Source organism: Exiguobacterium sp. RM11, from assembly GCF_059821525.1.
The window spans coordinates 1318194-1334379 of sequence record NZ_CM187558.1; the positions used below are offsets into that span (position 1 = coordinate 1318194).

Consider the following 16186-nt stretch of genomic DNA (forward strand, 5'->3'; position numbering starts at 1 on the left):
CATGAATAAATAGATAGAACTGAGTGAAATAATTTTTCTCATACAAAAAAACAGCGAGGACGTCAAACGTCCAGGATGTTTGATATCAGTTATTCATTCGACGCGCTCAATTCACCCGTCCCGAACGTCGCACTAAAAGCACGGCACCAGATCACTACGGTGCTATATTCTGACAGATCGACATCTGCCGGAACTAAATAGTTTTGGTTTCCTGTATTCCCGTTAAGTGCTCCAAGTCGAATCCCTTCGGACGTCTCTTGTCCTGGCTTCGTCAAATAGACAAATAAATCAGGTCCGTTCGTCGTTTCAAACTCTTCAAATCGGAGATACGTCCCGTCTTCTGCCTCGACGGAGCGAATCGTGCTGGTCGTCTCATAATTTTTCTCGCCGTCCATGAACACACCCGCTACTTCGGTTTGACTCGGTTGTGCTTCCGGTGTCTCGGTTGTCTTTTCCTCTGTCTCTTCTTCTTGAACAGGCGTCTCAACAGCTGTCGGTGGTAGTCCTTCATCGACTGTCTCTGTCAATAAAAGCGGTGAGATGAGCCACCAGGTGACGGCGATCACGGCTACGCCGATTACACCGATGATGAGTTTCGTACTTGTTTTCATGTATGAGTCCTCCTTCTCGGATAGATGAACCATTAATAGCCTTTTCCCGATTCATAAGCTTATAAAAAGACGCGAATGCTAAAATTCGCGTCTGATGAGCGTTATACGGTTTCCGTCCAGTTCTCCTCGATGAACTCGTCACGTCCCGAGATGGCCCGGTCTTCTTTATAGTGCTTCGGATTCTTTTTATGGTAATCCTGGTGATACTCTTCCGCTTCGAAGAATGTCGTCGCCGGAGTGATTTTTGTGACAATCGGTGCCGTGAAGCGCCCGCTTGCCGCCAAGACGTCGCGACTCGCTTCAGCCGCGATTCGTTGTTCCTCAGTGTGATAGAAGATGGCTGGGGCATACTGAGGTCCACGGTCTTGGAATTGACCACCGTCATCGGTTGGGTCGGTCTGAATCCAATATAGCTCGAGGAGACGCTCATATGAGAACAGAGATGGATCATATGTGATTTGAACGACTTCAAAATGACCAGTCGTTCCCGTTTTGACTTCTTCATACGTCGGATTGTCGACCTGTCCGCCCATATAGCCGGATACGATGCCTTCAATCCCTGGTAATTCTTCAAATGGTGTCACCATACACCAAAAACAGCCGCCTGCGAATGTTGCTTTTTCCATACTGTCGTTCCCTCCAAATCGTCATTCAACAAAAAAGCGCTCACGTCGGAAGACATGAGCGCTTTTGTCATATCGTCCAAGGTTTCCCTTGCTGGTCGTAGCACCTTGCCTGTGGCAGGTTGCTGTGAAGTCATGGAGCCAGATCTCTCGTTCACTCTTGATATCGATATGTAGTTGGTGAGAGCATCATACCACCCTCAAAATACTTTCGTCAATGATTCGGTTTTCGTTTTAACTGAAAAATCGTCAAGACGATGATGAATCCGATCAACCCGATTGAAATGTACGGACCATACGGCACATTTTCTCCGTATAACTGCAAGAAAAATAGACCGAACACAGCGAGAAGCACGAATATGTAGGAGCGTGTCATAGGAACCTCCTGTTTTTTCTTAAGTGTAACAAGAACACATCGACTTGGCGATACGAAAAGGAAATCAGGCATATAACACGAATAAAGTGGGAGAGATAAAGGAGGAATGTAGGATGGAACAAATCCAATTACATGAACTGACGATTGAACGTGCACATCGTGGGTATAAAGAAGGACAATTCACGGCACGAGACATAACAGCGTATTATCTTAGAAGGATTGCTGCATATAATGAGCGACTTCATGCCGTCATCCAGGTGAATCCGGACGCCCTGTTCGAGGCAGAGGCGGCAGACCGGGCCTATAAAAAAGGAGTGCGCAAACCGCTCCTCGGCATACCCGTCTTAATTAAGGACAATATCGAAACGGCCGGTCTGATGCGTACGACAGCGGGTGCCACCGCGATGCGACATCACTTTGCGGGTCGAGATGCCGAGCTCGTGAAACGATTACGGGCTGACGGGGCCATTATTCTTGGGAAAGCGAACCTGTCCGAGTGGGCGAACTTTTTGACTGAAGATATGCCGAACGGTTGGAGTGCTGTTGGCGGACAAACGAAGAACCCTTATGGCGACCAATTAGATGTCGGGGGATCGAGTTCTGGATCGGCTTCGGCGGTTGCGGCAAACTTGACACTCCTTGCCGTTGGATCTGAGACGAGCGGCTCGATTGTACACCCGAGTGTGCATAATAGTATCGTCGGAATCAAACCGACCGTCGGCTTGATCAGTCGTTCAGGAATCATTCCGATCTCACGTTCTCAGGATACGGCTGGACCGATGGCGCGTACCCTTCGTGATGCGGTCGTTGCCTTGCAGACCATGTGTGGTGAAGATTCGGCTGATCCTGCGACATGGGAAACTCCAGTCGGACCGCCTTATGTGACGTGTCTCGATGTCCGTCAAGCGGTCGGGATGCGTGTCGGATTTATCAAGCCAACTATTTCAGACGAAGAAGTCGGGTTGTATGAACAGGCACTTCGATTGCTGCGTCAAGCCGAGGTTGAACTCGTCGAGATCACGTTACCGAAACACGATGCATTAGAACAGGCAGATATTTTGTTTGATGAATTCAAGCTTGGGATTGAGGCGTATCTTGCGAACACAACCGTGCCATTTAAGACGCTTTCCGACTTGATCGAATGGAACGCGGACCACCCCGAAACGATTCCGCACGGGCAGACCATCTTTGAACAGTCAGATGCACGTTCAGGGCGTCTCGTCGAAGCTAGTTATCTCGACCGTCGGATTGATGATGTTCATCTCGCAAAAGTGGACGGAATGGATGAGCTATTAAAAGGGCAAAAACTGGACGCGATCGTCCTGCCACATGACATGAACTATGACATGGCTGCGAAAGCAGGACACCCGACAATCACGGTCCCTTATAAACGAAAAGAGAGCGGGGCCCCGTTCGGTCTCTCGTTCACGGGAACGAGCTTTGCGGAACGAGATTTGATTCGTGTCGCTTATGCGTTCGAACAGTTCATCACACGACCGACGCCTCCAGATTATTCGTAAGTTGCACCCGTCTCTGACGTCCGCTACAATGGTACGTATGCGGATTAGAGAAAGGACAGGTTAGAATGAAATCATCTATATACGGGTTGACGTTCGATCAGCTCACAAACGAGTGCATGGAAGCAGGATATGGTGCATTCCACGCACGTCAAGTCTGGGACTCGCTCTACATCGATCGAGTCAAATCGATGGACGCGCTGAACGTCCGTGACGAAGTACGCGATTACTTAACTGAGAAATACGTCATCTCGACACAAGAACTGTTCGTCAAACAAGAAGCGGGCGATGGAACGGTCAAATTCTTACTTAAATTGCATGACGGTCACTATATCGAGACGGTGCTCATGCGTCATAAATATGGTCGCTCGGTCTGTGTGACGACACAGGTCGGTTGTAACATCGGCTGCAGCTTCTGTGCGAGCGGCTTGTTGAAAAAGACACGTGATTTGACGGCTGGTGAGGTCGTCGAGCAAATCATGACTGTCCAACATTTCCTCGATGAAGAAGGAGAAGGGGACCGCGTCAGTCATATCGTCGTTATGGGAATCGGTGAACCGTTTGATAACTTCGATAACTTGGTCGACTTCTTGCGCGTCGTCAAAGATGAGCGTGGTCTTGCAATCGCCCCACGTAAAATCAACGTGTCGACGAGTGGTCTTGCGGACAAGATCTATAAGTTTGCGGACCTCGACTTACGCATCAATTTGGCGCTATCTCTGCATGCGCCAAACGATGAATTACGCACACGCATCATGAAAATCAACCGGGCGTTCCCGCTTGATAAACTCATGCCGTCGATTCGCTATTACGTCGAGAAGACGAATAAGCGAATCACATTCGAGTATATCTTGCTCTCGAAAGTGAACGATTTACCAGAACACGCGGAAGAACTTGCGGACTTGATTGAAGACATCAAGGACAAGTCTTACATCAACTTGATTCCGTACAATCCGGTCAACGAGCATATTCAATATGAGCGAAGCACACCGGAAGATATCATGGCGTTTTATGATATCTTGAAAAAGCGTGGCGTCAATACGGGTGTCCGTCTCGAACACGGGACAGACATCGATGCAGCTTGCGGTCAGCTCCGCAGTAAGCATATGAACGTCGAAGGCGCGAAGTAATCAAATGGCTTCTCCGAATTTTCGGGGAGGCCATTCGCTTATCGTTTTTGTCCGACATATTGAATCACAGCTGATTCACCGTGATGCAGTCTTCCTTCTTCTCGCCATACGACATTCTCGTTCAAAACGAGAGGAATGAAATTGTCTTCGAGTTGGTGGAACATCTCCTCAGTGTAAAGAAGTGGGGCGTCTTTTGGTCCACCTGTCCTGTAGGCGAGTTGATGTGTAGAGTACACCTCGGTCAGGAATACGCCACCAGGTCGCAGTGTTTTTTGAATACCGGCGAGCACCTTTTCTCTGACATGTGGAGGAAAGTGGCCGAAGATACAGATGACTAGGTCATACGTATCTTGCGACCAGACCGCTTCATTCAAGTCAATCTGCTTCGTCTGAAGGGAGACGTTTCGTGAAGTTGCCAAGCGCTTCGCTTTTTCGAGTCCCACTTTCGAAGCGTCCCACATCTCGACGTCGAAGCCGAGCGTGGCGAGCCAGACTGCGTTTCGACCTTCCCCCTCAGCGATGGCCAATACACGTTTTCCTTCGATCTGATGAGAGGTGATCCATTTTTGTAAAAACTCGTTCGGCTCTGTCCCATACACATAATCCTCCGAGCTAAATCGTTCATCCCATTTTGACAAGACATTCACTTCCTCTCTACTTTTCTTTCACTATAGCAAATCGAACAAGTGACGGTGAAAATCCATCACGATTTTCCGAATTCATGCATAGTCCAGATGGGAGAAGGGAATAGATTTCTGAACTAATGGATAGAGTGGAGGCTAAGTAATGGAGAGAGTAGATGCGTCGCTGTGGATTCGGGTACGAAATACGCTTGGTGAAGGTCCTTGTTGGGATGCTGAGTTAAAGCGTTTTTATTGGGTAGATATCGAAGGTCATACATTATGGTGGTATGACGAGCGAGAAGACGAGATTTCTTCATTCGAGGTCGGAAAACAGGTCGGTTTTGTCATACCAAAAGTGACGGACGGTGTCGTCCTTGGATTGAAGGATGGAATCTATGAATGGGATGAAATTAATCGAGATCTAAATAAGATTGTCGAGTTGGATGACCCGGATGGTCGATTACGTTTCAACGACGGGAAAGCCGATCCATATGGTCGCATTTTTGCAGGTACGCTCCATCTTGAGGATGAAGAAAACGAAGCGACATTGTATCGAGTCGATCGAGATGGAACGACGACAACACTCTTGGTCGAATTGACACTTTCGAACGGGTTGACATGGTCGCCTGACCATTCCGTATTTTATCATATCGATACACCGACTGAAAAAATTCGGAAATATGATTTTGATTTGAAGTCAGGAACGCTCTCGAACGGAGAGGTCGTCGTTGATTTTTCCGAGGAAGAAGGTTTTCCTGACGGGATGACGTCCGATTCTGAAGGCTGTCTATGGATTGCACATTTTGCTGGTGGACGAGTGTCACGTTGGGACCCGTCAACAGGTGAAAAACTATTGGAAGTGCATGTTCCTGCACCGAATGTCACTTCATGCGCCTTTATCGGGGATGGGCTGAATCGATTAGCCATCACGACGGCTCGTGAAGGAATGGATGAAGAAGCGCTTGCCGAATATCCGGATGCGGGATCGGTATTTATTATCGACACAGAAGTGAAAGGAATGCCATTGTATCGTTTCGGTCGCTGAGGAGGAAGCACGATGGTGAAACGACTGTTGGTTCGAGCAGGTATTGGGTTGGCAGTTGCAGCAGCAGTTAAGATGGGGATTCAAAAGATCCAAGAAAACCGAGCACGTGAAGAAGACCATTCGTACCTCGACCCGAAGTGGGATGAGGTGCCGAGCGTCGATTCAGACAAAGACGAGGATGAAGTCGGATTGACTCAACTCGACTCGATTTATCGGGCTGAATGGCAGGCGAACGCTTATCCGCGCTCGGAAGCCGAAAGAAGGGCACTTGAGGAATAAATACCCACATATTCAAAAACACGTCGTTGGACGTGTTTTTTTGTTGACAAAAAGATGTTCCCATTCCATTATATAAAAAGTAATCATTACGATTTAAATAGGGGGGTATATCATGAAACGAATTCCAATTACGGTACTCTCGGGGTATCTTGGTAGCGGCAAGACGACGCTGCTTAACCACATCTTACATAACCGGGATCACAAGAAATATGCGGTCATCGTGAATGATATGAGTGAACTGAATATCGATGAGAAGTTGATCGAGCAGGGAGGATTCTCCCGGACCGATGAAAAATTAGTCGAACTTTCGAACGGATGTATCTGTTGCACGCTTCGCGAAGATTTGTTGACAGCTGTCTATGATTTAACGAAAGATCGCGACCTCGATGGCATCATCATCGAGTCTTCTGGTATCTCTGAACCGATTCCCGTTGCACAGACGTTCACGTATGCTGACGACGCGCTCGGAATCGATTTGACGAGCCGTGTCTATATTGATGCGATGGTCACCGTCGTTGATGCGTACCGCTTCTTCAAAGATTTCAATTCCGGTGAATCGCTTATGGAACGCCAACAAGCCGTCGATCCAGGTGACGTACATGAAGTCGTCGACCTTCTCGTCGACCAAGTCGAGTTTGCGGACATCATCGTGTTGAACAAGGCGGACAGGGTATCTGAAGAAGAACTGCAGGAAATGAAGGGTTTACTGAAAACGCTCAATCCGAGTGCTAAGTTGTTGACGTCGACCTACTCGAATGTGGCGTTAGACGACCTGCTAGACGTCCGGTTGTTCGATTTTGACCAAGCGATGCGCGCCGCAGGTTGGATTCAAGAACTCGAGTCGGAAGAACATACGCCGGAAACGGAAGAGTATGGCATCAGTTCGTTCGTTTACCGTCGGCGTCGACCGTTCCATCCTGAGCGTTTGATGAATTGGATGGAACATTACCCTGAAGAAATCGTTCGTGCCAAAGGTTTCTTATGGATTGCGACACGAAACGACCTCGCTTGTCTGTTTTCACAGGCTGGGTATGCATCAACGCTCGAACATGCGGGTCGTTGGCTAGCGACACTTCCGGAGAGTGAACGAGAGGCTATGTTTGCAACAGAACCTGAACTGCGCGAAGACTACATCGAGCCGTACGGAGACAGACAGAACGAATTGGTCCTCATCGGTCAACGAATGGACCGGGAGACTGTCGAGCGTTCACTTGACGCATGCTTGTTGACGGATGAGGAGATGGAAACATCGTGGGATACGCTCCATGACCCGCTCCCTGGTACGGGTCAATACGTCACATATTCAGATTGACCGTTTACAAAGCTTCGAAACATCGCTATACTGTGACTGCATAAGTAACCGCATATTAATGACTGCACTAGGGGTGCTTCGGCTGAGATGAGAGCACGGCTCCGATCCCTTATAACTCGATCCAGATAATACTGGCGTGAGGAAGTGCGGCACTTTCTCTATGCAAGTTTGTATAGATTTTGTTGCTGCATTCTCATGAATGCGGCTTTTTTTATGCAAACACATTTAGAGGGGGAAATAAAATGAATGAATCATGTGGTACGAGTCCGATTGTCGGGTTTCGATTCACACTAAGCCCGATGACAGACGATTTTGTCGGGACAATCAAAGGTGCACTAAAACGAACGGATCTGTCAGGTGTGTGGAGACATACGGATGACGTGTCGACGGTCATCCGTGGACAAGTCGAGCATGTGTTTGACGTCGCTCGAATGGTCTTGAGTCTTGCTTCGGAAGAAGGGAAGCATGTCTCAATGAGCGGAACGTTCTCTGTCGGTTGTCCAGGGGATTCGGCGGGAGATGAGGTACTCAAGGCTCCGAGCGAACCATTAAACGGTGCATCAAGAGACCAGTATGTGTCATCGCAGTTCGCACTCTATCCGATGGGTGCTGACGATTACATGGAGCTTATCTATGAGGAAATCGAACAAGCAAAACAGGCTGGTGTCTATAACGAGTCGATGCATTATGCATCAGGCATCCATGGGAACTTAGATGACGTGTTCTCATACTACGAGGCGGCCTTTAAGCGGACGCGCGAAAAGAACCGACACGTTGTCATGACGGTGACGTTCAGCGTAAATAGTCCGTCACATGGAGGGCGACATGCTTAAATCGTGGAAATTGAAAGAAGTCGTCCTTGTCTCCGTACTATCTGTTGTCTTCGCGGTTGTCTATTTATTGTTCGTTCATATCGGTAACTTGTGGGCAGGGTTGATCGGTCCCATCGCCTACGAGTGGATCTTTGGCATCTGGTTTATCGTATCGATTATCTCCGCATACATCATTCGTAAACCGGGGGCGGCATTCATCTCAGAAGTGATGGCCGCAACGATTGAGATGTTGATTGGAAATGCCATTGGGCCACGCATCATCTTGGTCGGCATCGTTCAAGGTTTAGGGGCAGAAGCCGTCTTTGCGATGACGGGCTATAGACGTTATGAGCTATGGGTACTCATGCTTGCCGGATTTGGGTCGGCTGTCACGAGTTTCGTCTATACATATTTCATGAGTGGGTTCGCGATGTTAGAGCCAGGCTATGTGGCGACGATGTTCGGGCTGAGAGCCGTCAGTGGGATGGTCATCGCTGGAATCGGTGGGAAGTTGCTCAGTGACCTATTGCTGAAGACAGGATCACTTCGCGGTTATGCGATTTCACGAAGTGGGAACGTCCATGGTTGAGACAGAGTCACTTCATTTTCGATTCCCAGAGAGTTCTGAGGCGATTCTTGAAGACGTGACCGTTTCAATCCGTCAAGGTCGTACGATTCTTAGTGGGGCGAGCGGAAGCGGGAAATCGACGCTTCTCGCGCTCTTCAACCGTCTCTATCCGGAGAATTGTGACGGAATCCTTGATGGTAGACTCAAACTACTTGGACGATCATACGACGACTATGCACCTGGCGAGATCAATCAGCAGGTCGCAACGGTGTTTCAAGACCCGGATACGCAATTTGTCATGGAGCGGGTGGAAGAAGAACTGATTTTCACACTTGAGAACTTGTCGACACCTGTCTCAGACATCGAACAACGCGTGACAGAAATCCTCGAATCGTTACAGTTGAGTGATTATCGAAACCGCAAAATTGATTCGTTGTCAGGCGGACAGAAACAGCGGATTGCTGTTGCGTGCGCTCTAGTCGGAAGACCGAAATGGCTACTGCTCGATGAACCGTTGACGCATCTAGACCCAGTGACCGCGCAAGAATTTGTAAAATGGCTCGACAAAATGAAAGATCTGAATGTCATTGTCGTCGAGCATCGTCCTCATCTATGGGGAGATTACTTTGACTGGCATATTGAGTTAGAGCGAGGGTGTATCGTTAGGCATGAATTATTCCGTCCGGTCGAGGATTTTGTATTCGTGAAGTCGAACGCGTCACTCTCAGCTATTCAACGCTACAAGGTTAAAGAGGTCAGACGTGATTCGTTTCAGCTCAACGAGACGATGCTCCATGTCCAAGCTGGAGAAGTGATTGCCATTCTCGGACCGAATGGGAGCGGGAAGTCGACATTTTTAAGAAGCTTAACAGAACACAATCATCGGGTCGGACTCGTGCCACAATCACCAGAACATCTATTTTTTATGAACTCTGTTGAGCGTGAGTTACAGTTTGGTCACGAAACATCAATTGAGACCGTGTTAACTGACATGGAGCTTCATAATCAGAGATCTCTCCATCCGTTATCCCTTAGTCACGGCCAAAAACGGAGGCTCGCAGTTGGAATCCAGTCGCTATCGAATAAGCAATTGCTTGCATTCGATGAACCGACTGCAGGTCAGGACGAAGTGTCACTCCATGCACTCGAGGCGCTGATGAAGCGGCATGCGGAACAAGGGCAGACCATCCTGTTCGTAACCCATGACCTATCGTTCGCCAATATCGCCAATACGTTCTATTTGATGAAGGATGGGGAACTTTCGGGACCGTTCGGGGATGAACTATGGCAGAACACAGAGATGCTCCTTGATTATCGATTGCAAGGGAGGGGAGAACGATGTCACTCCATGACATGAATCCGACGGTTAAGTTTGTGACATTGACGCTCATCATGTTCGGTCTGGTACTGTTTTACAACCCATGGACCCCGCTTGTCATCATTGTCGGTACGCTACTGATTCAGCTGGTGGCGACAGACGTATCGTGGAAAAGATGGGGGCTGTTCTTAATCCCATTTCTCATCACGGCGCTCGGCACGTTTTGGACGACGCTCGTGTTTGGGAAAAATCTTGAGGGAGAGACGTGGATGACCATACTCGGTCAGGACATCACAATCGAAGAGAGACGTGTCGCCGTTGCCCTTAGTCTTCGCGTCCTGGCGTTCACGGTCCTATCCCTTCTTTTCATGATGACAACAGATTCAAAGCGATTCGTTATGAGTTTGATGCAACAGGCGAAGTTATCGCCAACAATCGCCTATAGTGCCCTTGTCGGGTTCCGCTTCATCCCTTTGTTGCAGCGTGAGTTGCAGCAACTCCACTATGCACATCAGTTGCGAGGAATTTCGCTCAACACGAAATGGGAACGCCTTCGGCATGTTCCGAAATTACTGTTGCCACTCCTTGCCGGTTCGATCCGACGGGCAGAACGCATCGCCTTTTCGATGGAAGCGAGAGGGTTCACGAGTGGAAAACGAACGATTTATGACAAGATCGAGATCAAATCAAGTGATTTTGTTTGGTCAGGTGTATTACTCACGTTATTTGGAATCGCCATCTGGGCGGGCATATAAAAAAGGAAGATGACTCACATGGAGTCATCTTCCTTCTTCGTTTCCTTCACAATCCGAAACTTTGGTTTTACCGATTCATTGTTGAACGCCTCGAGTACCGTGTTCTCGTTGGCCATACGAATCTGTTGCGGTTCACCTTTAGCGGTCGTACCGATACAGTACATATTCGACTCGTAATCGGCAAAGAGCGATTTATAGGATGTCGCATGGTGCATCAATCGACCAGGCGAGCCCCAACCGACGATGATCATCCCGCCGCTCGCCTCCACCTCTTGTAACGTCTCTTCGACATAGTGATAATTCGTCTCGTCGAGCTGTGATTCCACATAGGGAAGATTATCATTGATGGCAAGTGTTGGCACGAGACTGATGACACGCATCTCCCGAATCGGTTGCGACAAATGATTTTGCATCAACATATAAGCACGTTGCGTTGTCGTACCTGATAAAAAGGCATCGCTCATGCGCGGTGAATAGATGATGACGGCACAAATCACTCCATCCTCGACATCCGTAAACTCATACGTTCGCAAATAACGTTTCGTTTTGTCTTCGTTGAAAATCGATTTTACGCGGATGGTTACTTCTTCTATATGCGTATTCATTTCCATTCCTCACTTTTTCATGTAAGCATCAGCCGAGTGTCTTAAACCACTCGACGTATCGAATCGTATAATAGGCGACATGTTGGCTGAAGGTGTCCCGTTCATCCGGGATGACCGTCACACTTGATTCATAATTCTCATAGTATGTCATGACATCAGTGACATACTGCTCACTTCGATTGTACTCGAAGATGGCGTTCCGTATCGATGTGACTGAATCCGTCTTTTTCCCGCCGTGTTCACTTAAATAATACGCCGCCGTATGGGCAGAATCAACAAGACTATGCGGGTCTGCCTTGCCATCGCCATTTCCGTCACGCCCGAGACCTCCGTATTGATCGATTAAAGCCAGATCTGTCAGATCGACTTCGTCTTCTGGAACATCGCCTTTTTGATCATCCGTATCATATTCCCAACCTAGCCAAGTGCGAGGCATAAATTGAAATGGTCCGATTGCGCCAACAGAGGAGCGCATCGAAGAACTGTGTGAGAAGATCGTCTCGACGCGATGTACAGCAGCAAGCAGACGCCAATCTACGTCATATGCCTCCGCGGCGTCCTGATACACAGAGAGATTAGCGTTCGGTACACCGTGCTCGCCATAATAGGTTCGATACAATCCATTGTTTACTTTATCATGTTGACCGAGCCAGCCAATTGCCCCGAGCAAAAGCACGAGTACAATGATGAAACCGGTCAGTCGCAGCATCATACGTTTCAAGATACCGCCTCCTAGCTTTTAGACAATACCCGAATAGTGTAGCATATAGCTAAGAGGAAGGACAGGAGTGGATATGGATGCTCGAACGATTGATTTTTACAGCCATTATTGGGTATATGTTGGTCGTCCAAATCTTTAACGCAAAACTGATTCGTCCATTGACTGAGACGAAAGGACGGACGTGGGTATACGACCAAACCGTTAAATCAGCATGGGGACTGACCTTGTTGATTGTAGCTCTCATTTTTTTATTTCAAGTACCGCCATCAGAAATAGGTTTGACATTTTCGCCAGAACCAGGCAACGAACAGGCGTGGCAAGTCTTTTTCCTATCATGTATTCTCGTCACAGTGACACTCGTTTTTTATTTGTTAGTCAAGACCTCATCCCGACTACGAGGTGTCCTACGTCCTTACTATGATCTTGATTTAGAAAAGCTTCTCCTGCCTAGAACGAAGAAAGAGGAACAGGAGTGGAGTGCCGTCTCCGTCACAGCAGGTGTGACCGAAGAGTTCATCTTTAGAGGCGTTCTACTTTATACGATCACACTCTATATCGATGGGTCGAACATCACTCTTGCACTTATTGGTGGAGCACTCTTTGGCATCGCGCATGCCTATCAAGGCGTCAAAGGAATCTTGACGACGGGCATTGTCGGTTTCGGTCTCGGTCTACTATATTTAGGTATGGGTGTCTTATGGCCGGTCATGGTCTTGCATGTACTGCTTGACTTGATTGCTGGACCAATCCATGTCGGTGCAAAAAGCGATTGACTGCGTCTTCATATGCAGGGGCGTCCTTGATCATACAATCTGTATGTTCTGCTCCGTCAATCAAGAGCAAATCGTTTTGGCGGTTCAACGCGTTCATCTCGACTGACATCCACGTCGGGACAAAATCATCTTTTGAGCCGTGTACGAATAAGATTGGGGTCGTCGTTTCAGTGACGGCCTTTTTTGGTTGTACTTGCTTCATGGTGAACCCGGCACGAGACCATAAGAAATAATTGATTCCGGGAAGGAAGAACTCTGCCGGTATCCGATGCAATTCTTTCAATTGGTATCGCATCAATTGCCCCATATCGTCAAACGGACATTCTGCGATGACAAAATCGACGTCTGTGAGCGGAGTCGTTTGAAGGACCGTCGCTGCACCCATCGAGACTCCGTGAAGACCGATTTGTTCGACTGTTTCATTCGTTTTCAACCATTCGACCCAATCAATCATATCAATTTTTTCATGATATCCATAAGAGGCATAAACGCCTTCGGATTCCCCGTGTGACCTTAAGTCGACAGCAAGCAAGTTATATCCGAGACGATGGAACATGGCGAGATGAGGCGCCATGAAGCTATGTGAAGCGGTATAACCATGTACAAACACAATCCATTTCGTCGAAGCGTCATTCCGATAAATTCGACCATAGAGTCGAAAATCATCCTTCGACTGTATGGAGACGTGTTCAAATGGGACATCATGATAGAAAGCACGGTCCTCTTCCGTGTATGGAGCAAGTAACATCTCCGGTGTTTTCCGTTTCCCTCGAGTCATCCGTTTGAAAGCATAGTAGCTGATTGCGTAATAACCAGTGAAAAGTGAAGCTAATCCGATTTGCCATTTTCGTTGCATATGATCGACTCCTTTCAACGTAATTGTACCCGAAACGAAGATAAATCGTGCTGTTTTCTGAAGTAAGTTGGGCTCTTACGTGCCATAACCTCAAAGTTAATATGACGATACTCTTCTCGCATCACATAATGATACACGCTATGATCGATAAACAATCTATAAAGGGGATCGGAACAGTGATGGAACGAGTGGATAGCTATCGAATGATTCAATGTGTGTTGAGTAATCCAAATGGAACACTCGAAAGCGGTGTGACCTTTAGATGGACATGTGACGGCGACGAACGAATTGTCGGTCTCGTGTTCGATTTGTTGCTCGATCGTTATTTTCTACATAACAAATCGAGCCTACACACCGAGGTTCAGGAAATCGCAATGTCGACGGGATGTCGACCAGAAGAGGTCATCCGTGCGTTTGCCTGTCTCTCGGGTATACGACTCGAATCAAATCATATTGCGGAGCGGTTCATGGTCATTGAAGGTGCCGACATCTCTCAACAGGGAGAGATCGGGGTCACCGTACGTTTTGGTGGCTGGCTCACGCATCAGCTTCGTCAAATCTGTCAGCGTGAACCGATGCTTAGCTATTGACCTCGGTCAACGTACCATCGATGACGCGCAGTATACGATCACATACATCGAGCATACGTTCATCGTGCGTGATGACGACGACGCTACGTCCTTCACGATGTGCTTGTTGTGACAGCAACTCCATCACACGCCGTCCGTTCTCGTAATCCAGACTCGCCGTCGGTTCATCTGCCAAAATGAGTTGTGGTGAATTAATCAAGGCTCTAGCGACGGCGACGCGTTGTTTTTCTCCTCCAGAGAGTGTCGTCGGGAGATGATGTAATCGATGTTCTAATCCAAGCTTCACTAGTAACTGTTTTGCGTCGGTATCTTTGTTTTCTTGAATGAGCTCGAGCTGTTCAAGCACTGTCAGATAAGGGATCAGATGTGCTTGCTGAAATACGAACCCGACTTCATGTAATCGGAGAAGCCGTCGCTGTTCTTCATCCAAATCAAACACATCTTGTTCATTCATGGAGAATGTTCCTTGATCTGGTTTTCGGAGCAGACCGAGAATATATAATAACGTACTCTTCCCGCTCCCACTTGGACCGACGATGGCGATACATTCTCCAGGTGACACGTGTAAATGAATATCATTTAGAACGAGTTGTCCATCGAATTGATGAGATATATGCTCTAGTCTCATGATGCTTTCCCTCCTATAATTTCAATCGCGTCGATTTGGCGAAGCTTCCAGAGCGGAAGGAATGCACCAAGAATCGATAAGATGATGAACATGGAACCAAATAGTGAAACGTGACCGATGTCGACGATAAATGGCATCGACGATGGAATCACGACATCGGCGATATACATCATCCCGATGGACGCCGCGACAGCGGATGATACGATGACGATGACTTGGAAGAGCAATGCCTGTCCGATGATTCGTGGGGAGAGACCGATTGCTTTCAAAATACCGAGTTCCGGTAGCTTTTGTAAGGTGAACAGATAAAAGAATGCGGTCAAAATAAAGGTTCCAATCACCAGTAAGAATGCCCGCATCATCGTAAATGTGCTCTGCTCGGCGCTATAACCGGGAACAGATTCGATGATTTCCTGTTGACTCATCGTGAGTGTATCGGATGCCGTAGCGTTTGCTCCAATCTCGGCAGATACATATGGACGTTGTTCGGAGTAACGTAAATAATCGAACCACGTTTCATTTGTCGTATAGAGGACGGGGCCATGGCTGTATCTTCCGAGGGCCTCACCAGCGATTGTAAAGTCATACGCTGACACGAAGTCGGTCAAGGTATCACCAATCTTCACGTTCTCTGAAAGGCTCGAATCGAAGACCACTTCACCTTTTTGTAGACCTTCGACTGGTCCAATCTTGCTCCCGCTAGGAAGGGCGAAGAGGGTCACCTCCTTTTTCTTTCCATCAATTGTGACCGTGAGCGGACGGACACTCATCGTTTCAATTGAAGCATCAGTTGGGACGTCCAAAAAGGAGCGCGTCAACTGACCATCTGAATCTTTGTCCAGTCTATACGTTGAAATGTTCAATTCGTGTAGGGCAGAACCGTTGTCATATGCTAGTCCGTCGGCAAGCCCCGTGATCAAGGTTGTTAACATGACGATCATGAGCGTGATTACGAACAGCATCGAAAACTTTCGTTTTTGTCGCCACATCTCTTTCCATCCTAATTGCATAAAAAAACCTCCTTCAAGTTCTATGAAGGAAGTG

The 16186-nt window shown here is 47.9% G+C and carries 20 protein-coding genes and 2 riboswitches; of the genes, 11 read left to right on the plus strand and 9 right to left on the minus strand.

Going from position 1 to position 16186, the window contains the following annotated elements; genetic code table 11:
* Positions 1-89: 89 nt before the first annotated feature.
* From AC5LIL_RS06900 to AC5LIL_RS06910, 3 genes are all read right to left on the minus strand, one after another.
* On the minus strand, positions 90-611 hold the full coding sequence (locus AC5LIL_RS06900) for a DM13 domain-containing protein (protein WP_499825281.1): 522 nt from the start codon (positions 609-611) through the stop codon (positions 90-92).
* Between the two features lie 101 nt (positions 612-712).
* On the minus strand, positions 713-1237 hold the full coding sequence (msrA, locus tag AC5LIL_RS06905; RefSeq protein ID WP_499825282.1) for a peptide-methionine (S)-S-oxide reductase MsrA: 525 nt from the start codon (positions 1235-1237) through the stop codon (positions 713-715).
* Between the two features lie 67 nt (positions 1238-1304).
* Positions 1305-1404, minus strand: a riboswitch (SAM riboswitch).
* Between the two features lie 44 nt (positions 1405-1448).
* Complete coding sequence (locus AC5LIL_RS06910; protein ID WP_224861228.1) at positions 1449-1610, minus strand: hypothetical protein; 162 nt, start codon at positions 1608-1610, stop codon at positions 1449-1451.
* 113 nt (positions 1611-1723) lie between these two features.
* Between AC5LIL_RS06910 and AC5LIL_RS06915 the strand changes: the two genes are divergently transcribed.
* Both AC5LIL_RS06915 and rlmN read left to right on the plus strand, forming a co-directional pair.
* The gene (locus AC5LIL_RS06915) at positions 1724-3130 is read left to right on the plus strand and encodes an amidase family protein (protein WP_499825283.1); all 1407 of its coding nucleotides are present in this window, start codon (positions 1724-1726) and stop codon (positions 3128-3130) included.
* A gap of 65 nt (positions 3131-3195) precedes the next feature.
* Positions 3196-4257 (plus strand): dual-specificity RNA methyltransferase RlmN, encoded by a 1062-nt coding sequence (gene rlmN / locus AC5LIL_RS06920; protein ID WP_499825284.1) that lies wholly within the window; start codon positions 3196-3198, stop codon positions 4255-4257.
* A gap of 38 nt (positions 4258-4295) precedes the next feature.
* Here the strand turns inward: rlmN and AC5LIL_RS06925 are convergent, their stop codons facing one another.
* Positions 4296-4895, minus strand: coding sequence for a methyltransferase domain-containing protein (locus AC5LIL_RS06925; protein WP_499825285.1), 600 nt, complete (start codon positions 4893-4895; stop codon positions 4296-4298).
* Positions 4896-5043: 148 nt separating this feature from the next.
* Between AC5LIL_RS06925 and AC5LIL_RS06930 the strand changes: the two genes are divergently transcribed.
* The 7 genes from AC5LIL_RS06930 (at position 5044) to AC5LIL_RS06960 (ending at position 10969) form a co-directional block, all read left to right on the plus strand.
* Positions 5044-5925: an SMP-30/gluconolactonase/LRE family protein gene (locus AC5LIL_RS06930; RefSeq protein ID WP_499825286.1), complete on the plus strand. Its 882-nt coding sequence runs from the start codon at positions 5044-5046 to the stop codon at positions 5923-5925.
* 12 nt (positions 5926-5937) lie between these two features.
* Entirely contained in the window at positions 5938-6204 is a 267-nt protein-coding gene (locus AC5LIL_RS06935) for a hypothetical protein (protein WP_214748911.1), read from the plus strand.
* Positions 6205-6316: 112 nt separating this feature from the next.
* Entirely contained in the window at positions 6317-7516 is a 1200-nt protein-coding gene (locus AC5LIL_RS06940; RefSeq protein ID WP_499825287.1) for a GTP-binding protein, read from the plus strand.
* A gap of 59 nt (positions 7517-7575) precedes the next feature.
* A riboswitch (TPP riboswitch) is annotated at positions 7576-7676 on the plus strand.
* Positions 7677-7758: 82 nt separating this feature from the next.
* Positions 7759-8349, plus strand: a complete 591-nt coding sequence (locus AC5LIL_RS06945) for a YkoF family thiamine/hydroxymethylpyrimidine-binding protein (RefSeq protein WP_499825288.1) — start codon at positions 7759-7761, stop codon at positions 8347-8349.
* The gene (locus tag AC5LIL_RS06950; RefSeq protein ID WP_074034359.1) at positions 8342-8917 is read left to right on the plus strand and encodes an ECF transporter S component; all 576 of its coding nucleotides are present in this window, start codon (positions 8342-8344) and stop codon (positions 8915-8917) included. Before AC5LIL_RS06945 ends, AC5LIL_RS06950 begins: the two co-directional genes overlap by 8 nt.
* Positions 8910-10253, plus strand: a complete 1344-nt coding sequence (locus tag AC5LIL_RS06955) for an ABC transporter ATP-binding protein (protein WP_499825289.1) — start codon at positions 8910-8912, stop codon at positions 10251-10253. The genes AC5LIL_RS06950 and AC5LIL_RS06955 overlap by 8 nt, the downstream gene beginning before the upstream one ends.
* Positions 10235-10969: an energy-coupling factor transporter transmembrane component T family protein gene (locus AC5LIL_RS06960; protein ID WP_499825290.1), complete on the plus strand. Its 735-nt coding sequence runs from the start codon at positions 10235-10237 to the stop codon at positions 10967-10969. The genes AC5LIL_RS06955 and AC5LIL_RS06960 overlap by 19 nt, the downstream gene beginning before the upstream one ends.
* 14 nt (positions 10970-10983) lie before the next feature.
* Here the strand turns inward: AC5LIL_RS06960 and AC5LIL_RS06965 are convergent, their stop codons facing one another.
* On the minus strand, positions 10984-11574 hold the full coding sequence (locus tag AC5LIL_RS06965; protein ID WP_074035263.1) for a DUF1643 domain-containing protein: 591 nt from the start codon (positions 11572-11574) through the stop codon (positions 10984-10986).
* 28 nt (positions 11575-11602) lie between these two features.
* On the minus strand, positions 11603-12286 hold the full coding sequence (locus AC5LIL_RS06970) for a lytic transglycosylase domain-containing protein (RefSeq protein ID WP_251125600.1): 684 nt from the start codon (positions 12284-12286) through the stop codon (positions 11603-11605).
* 86 nt (positions 12287-12372) lie between these two features.
* Here AC5LIL_RS06970 and AC5LIL_RS06975 point away from each other — a divergent pair, with 86 nt between their 5' ends.
* Positions 12373-13068: a CPBP family intramembrane glutamic endopeptidase gene (locus tag AC5LIL_RS06975; RefSeq protein ID WP_499825291.1), complete on the plus strand. Its 696-nt coding sequence runs from the start codon at positions 12373-12375 to the stop codon at positions 13066-13068.
* Here AC5LIL_RS06975 and AC5LIL_RS06980 read toward each other — a convergent pair.
* Entirely contained in the window at positions 13001-13924 is a 924-nt protein-coding gene (locus AC5LIL_RS06980; RefSeq protein ID WP_499825292.1) for an alpha/beta hydrolase, read from the minus strand. The genes AC5LIL_RS06975 and AC5LIL_RS06980 overlap by 68 nt on opposite strands.
* A 179-nt stretch (positions 13925-14103) precedes the next feature.
* Between AC5LIL_RS06980 and AC5LIL_RS06985 the strand changes: the two genes are divergently transcribed.
* Positions 14104-14514: a hypothetical protein gene (locus AC5LIL_RS06985; RefSeq protein ID WP_499825293.1), complete on the plus strand. Its 411-nt coding sequence runs from the start codon at positions 14104-14106 to the stop codon at positions 14512-14514.
* On the opposite strand, the gene AC5LIL_RS06990 is transcribed toward AC5LIL_RS06985, so the two are convergent.
* Positions 14504-15142, minus strand: coding sequence for an ABC transporter ATP-binding protein (locus AC5LIL_RS06990; protein WP_214748942.1), 639 nt, complete (start codon positions 15140-15142; stop codon positions 14504-14506). The genes AC5LIL_RS06985 and AC5LIL_RS06990 overlap by 11 nt on opposite strands.
* Positions 15139-16152, minus strand: coding sequence for an ABC transporter permease (locus tag AC5LIL_RS06995; protein WP_499825294.1), 1014 nt, complete (start codon positions 16150-16152; stop codon positions 15139-15141). Before AC5LIL_RS06995 ends, AC5LIL_RS06990 begins: the two co-directional genes overlap by 4 nt.
* Positions 16153-16186 lie beyond the last annotated feature (34 nt).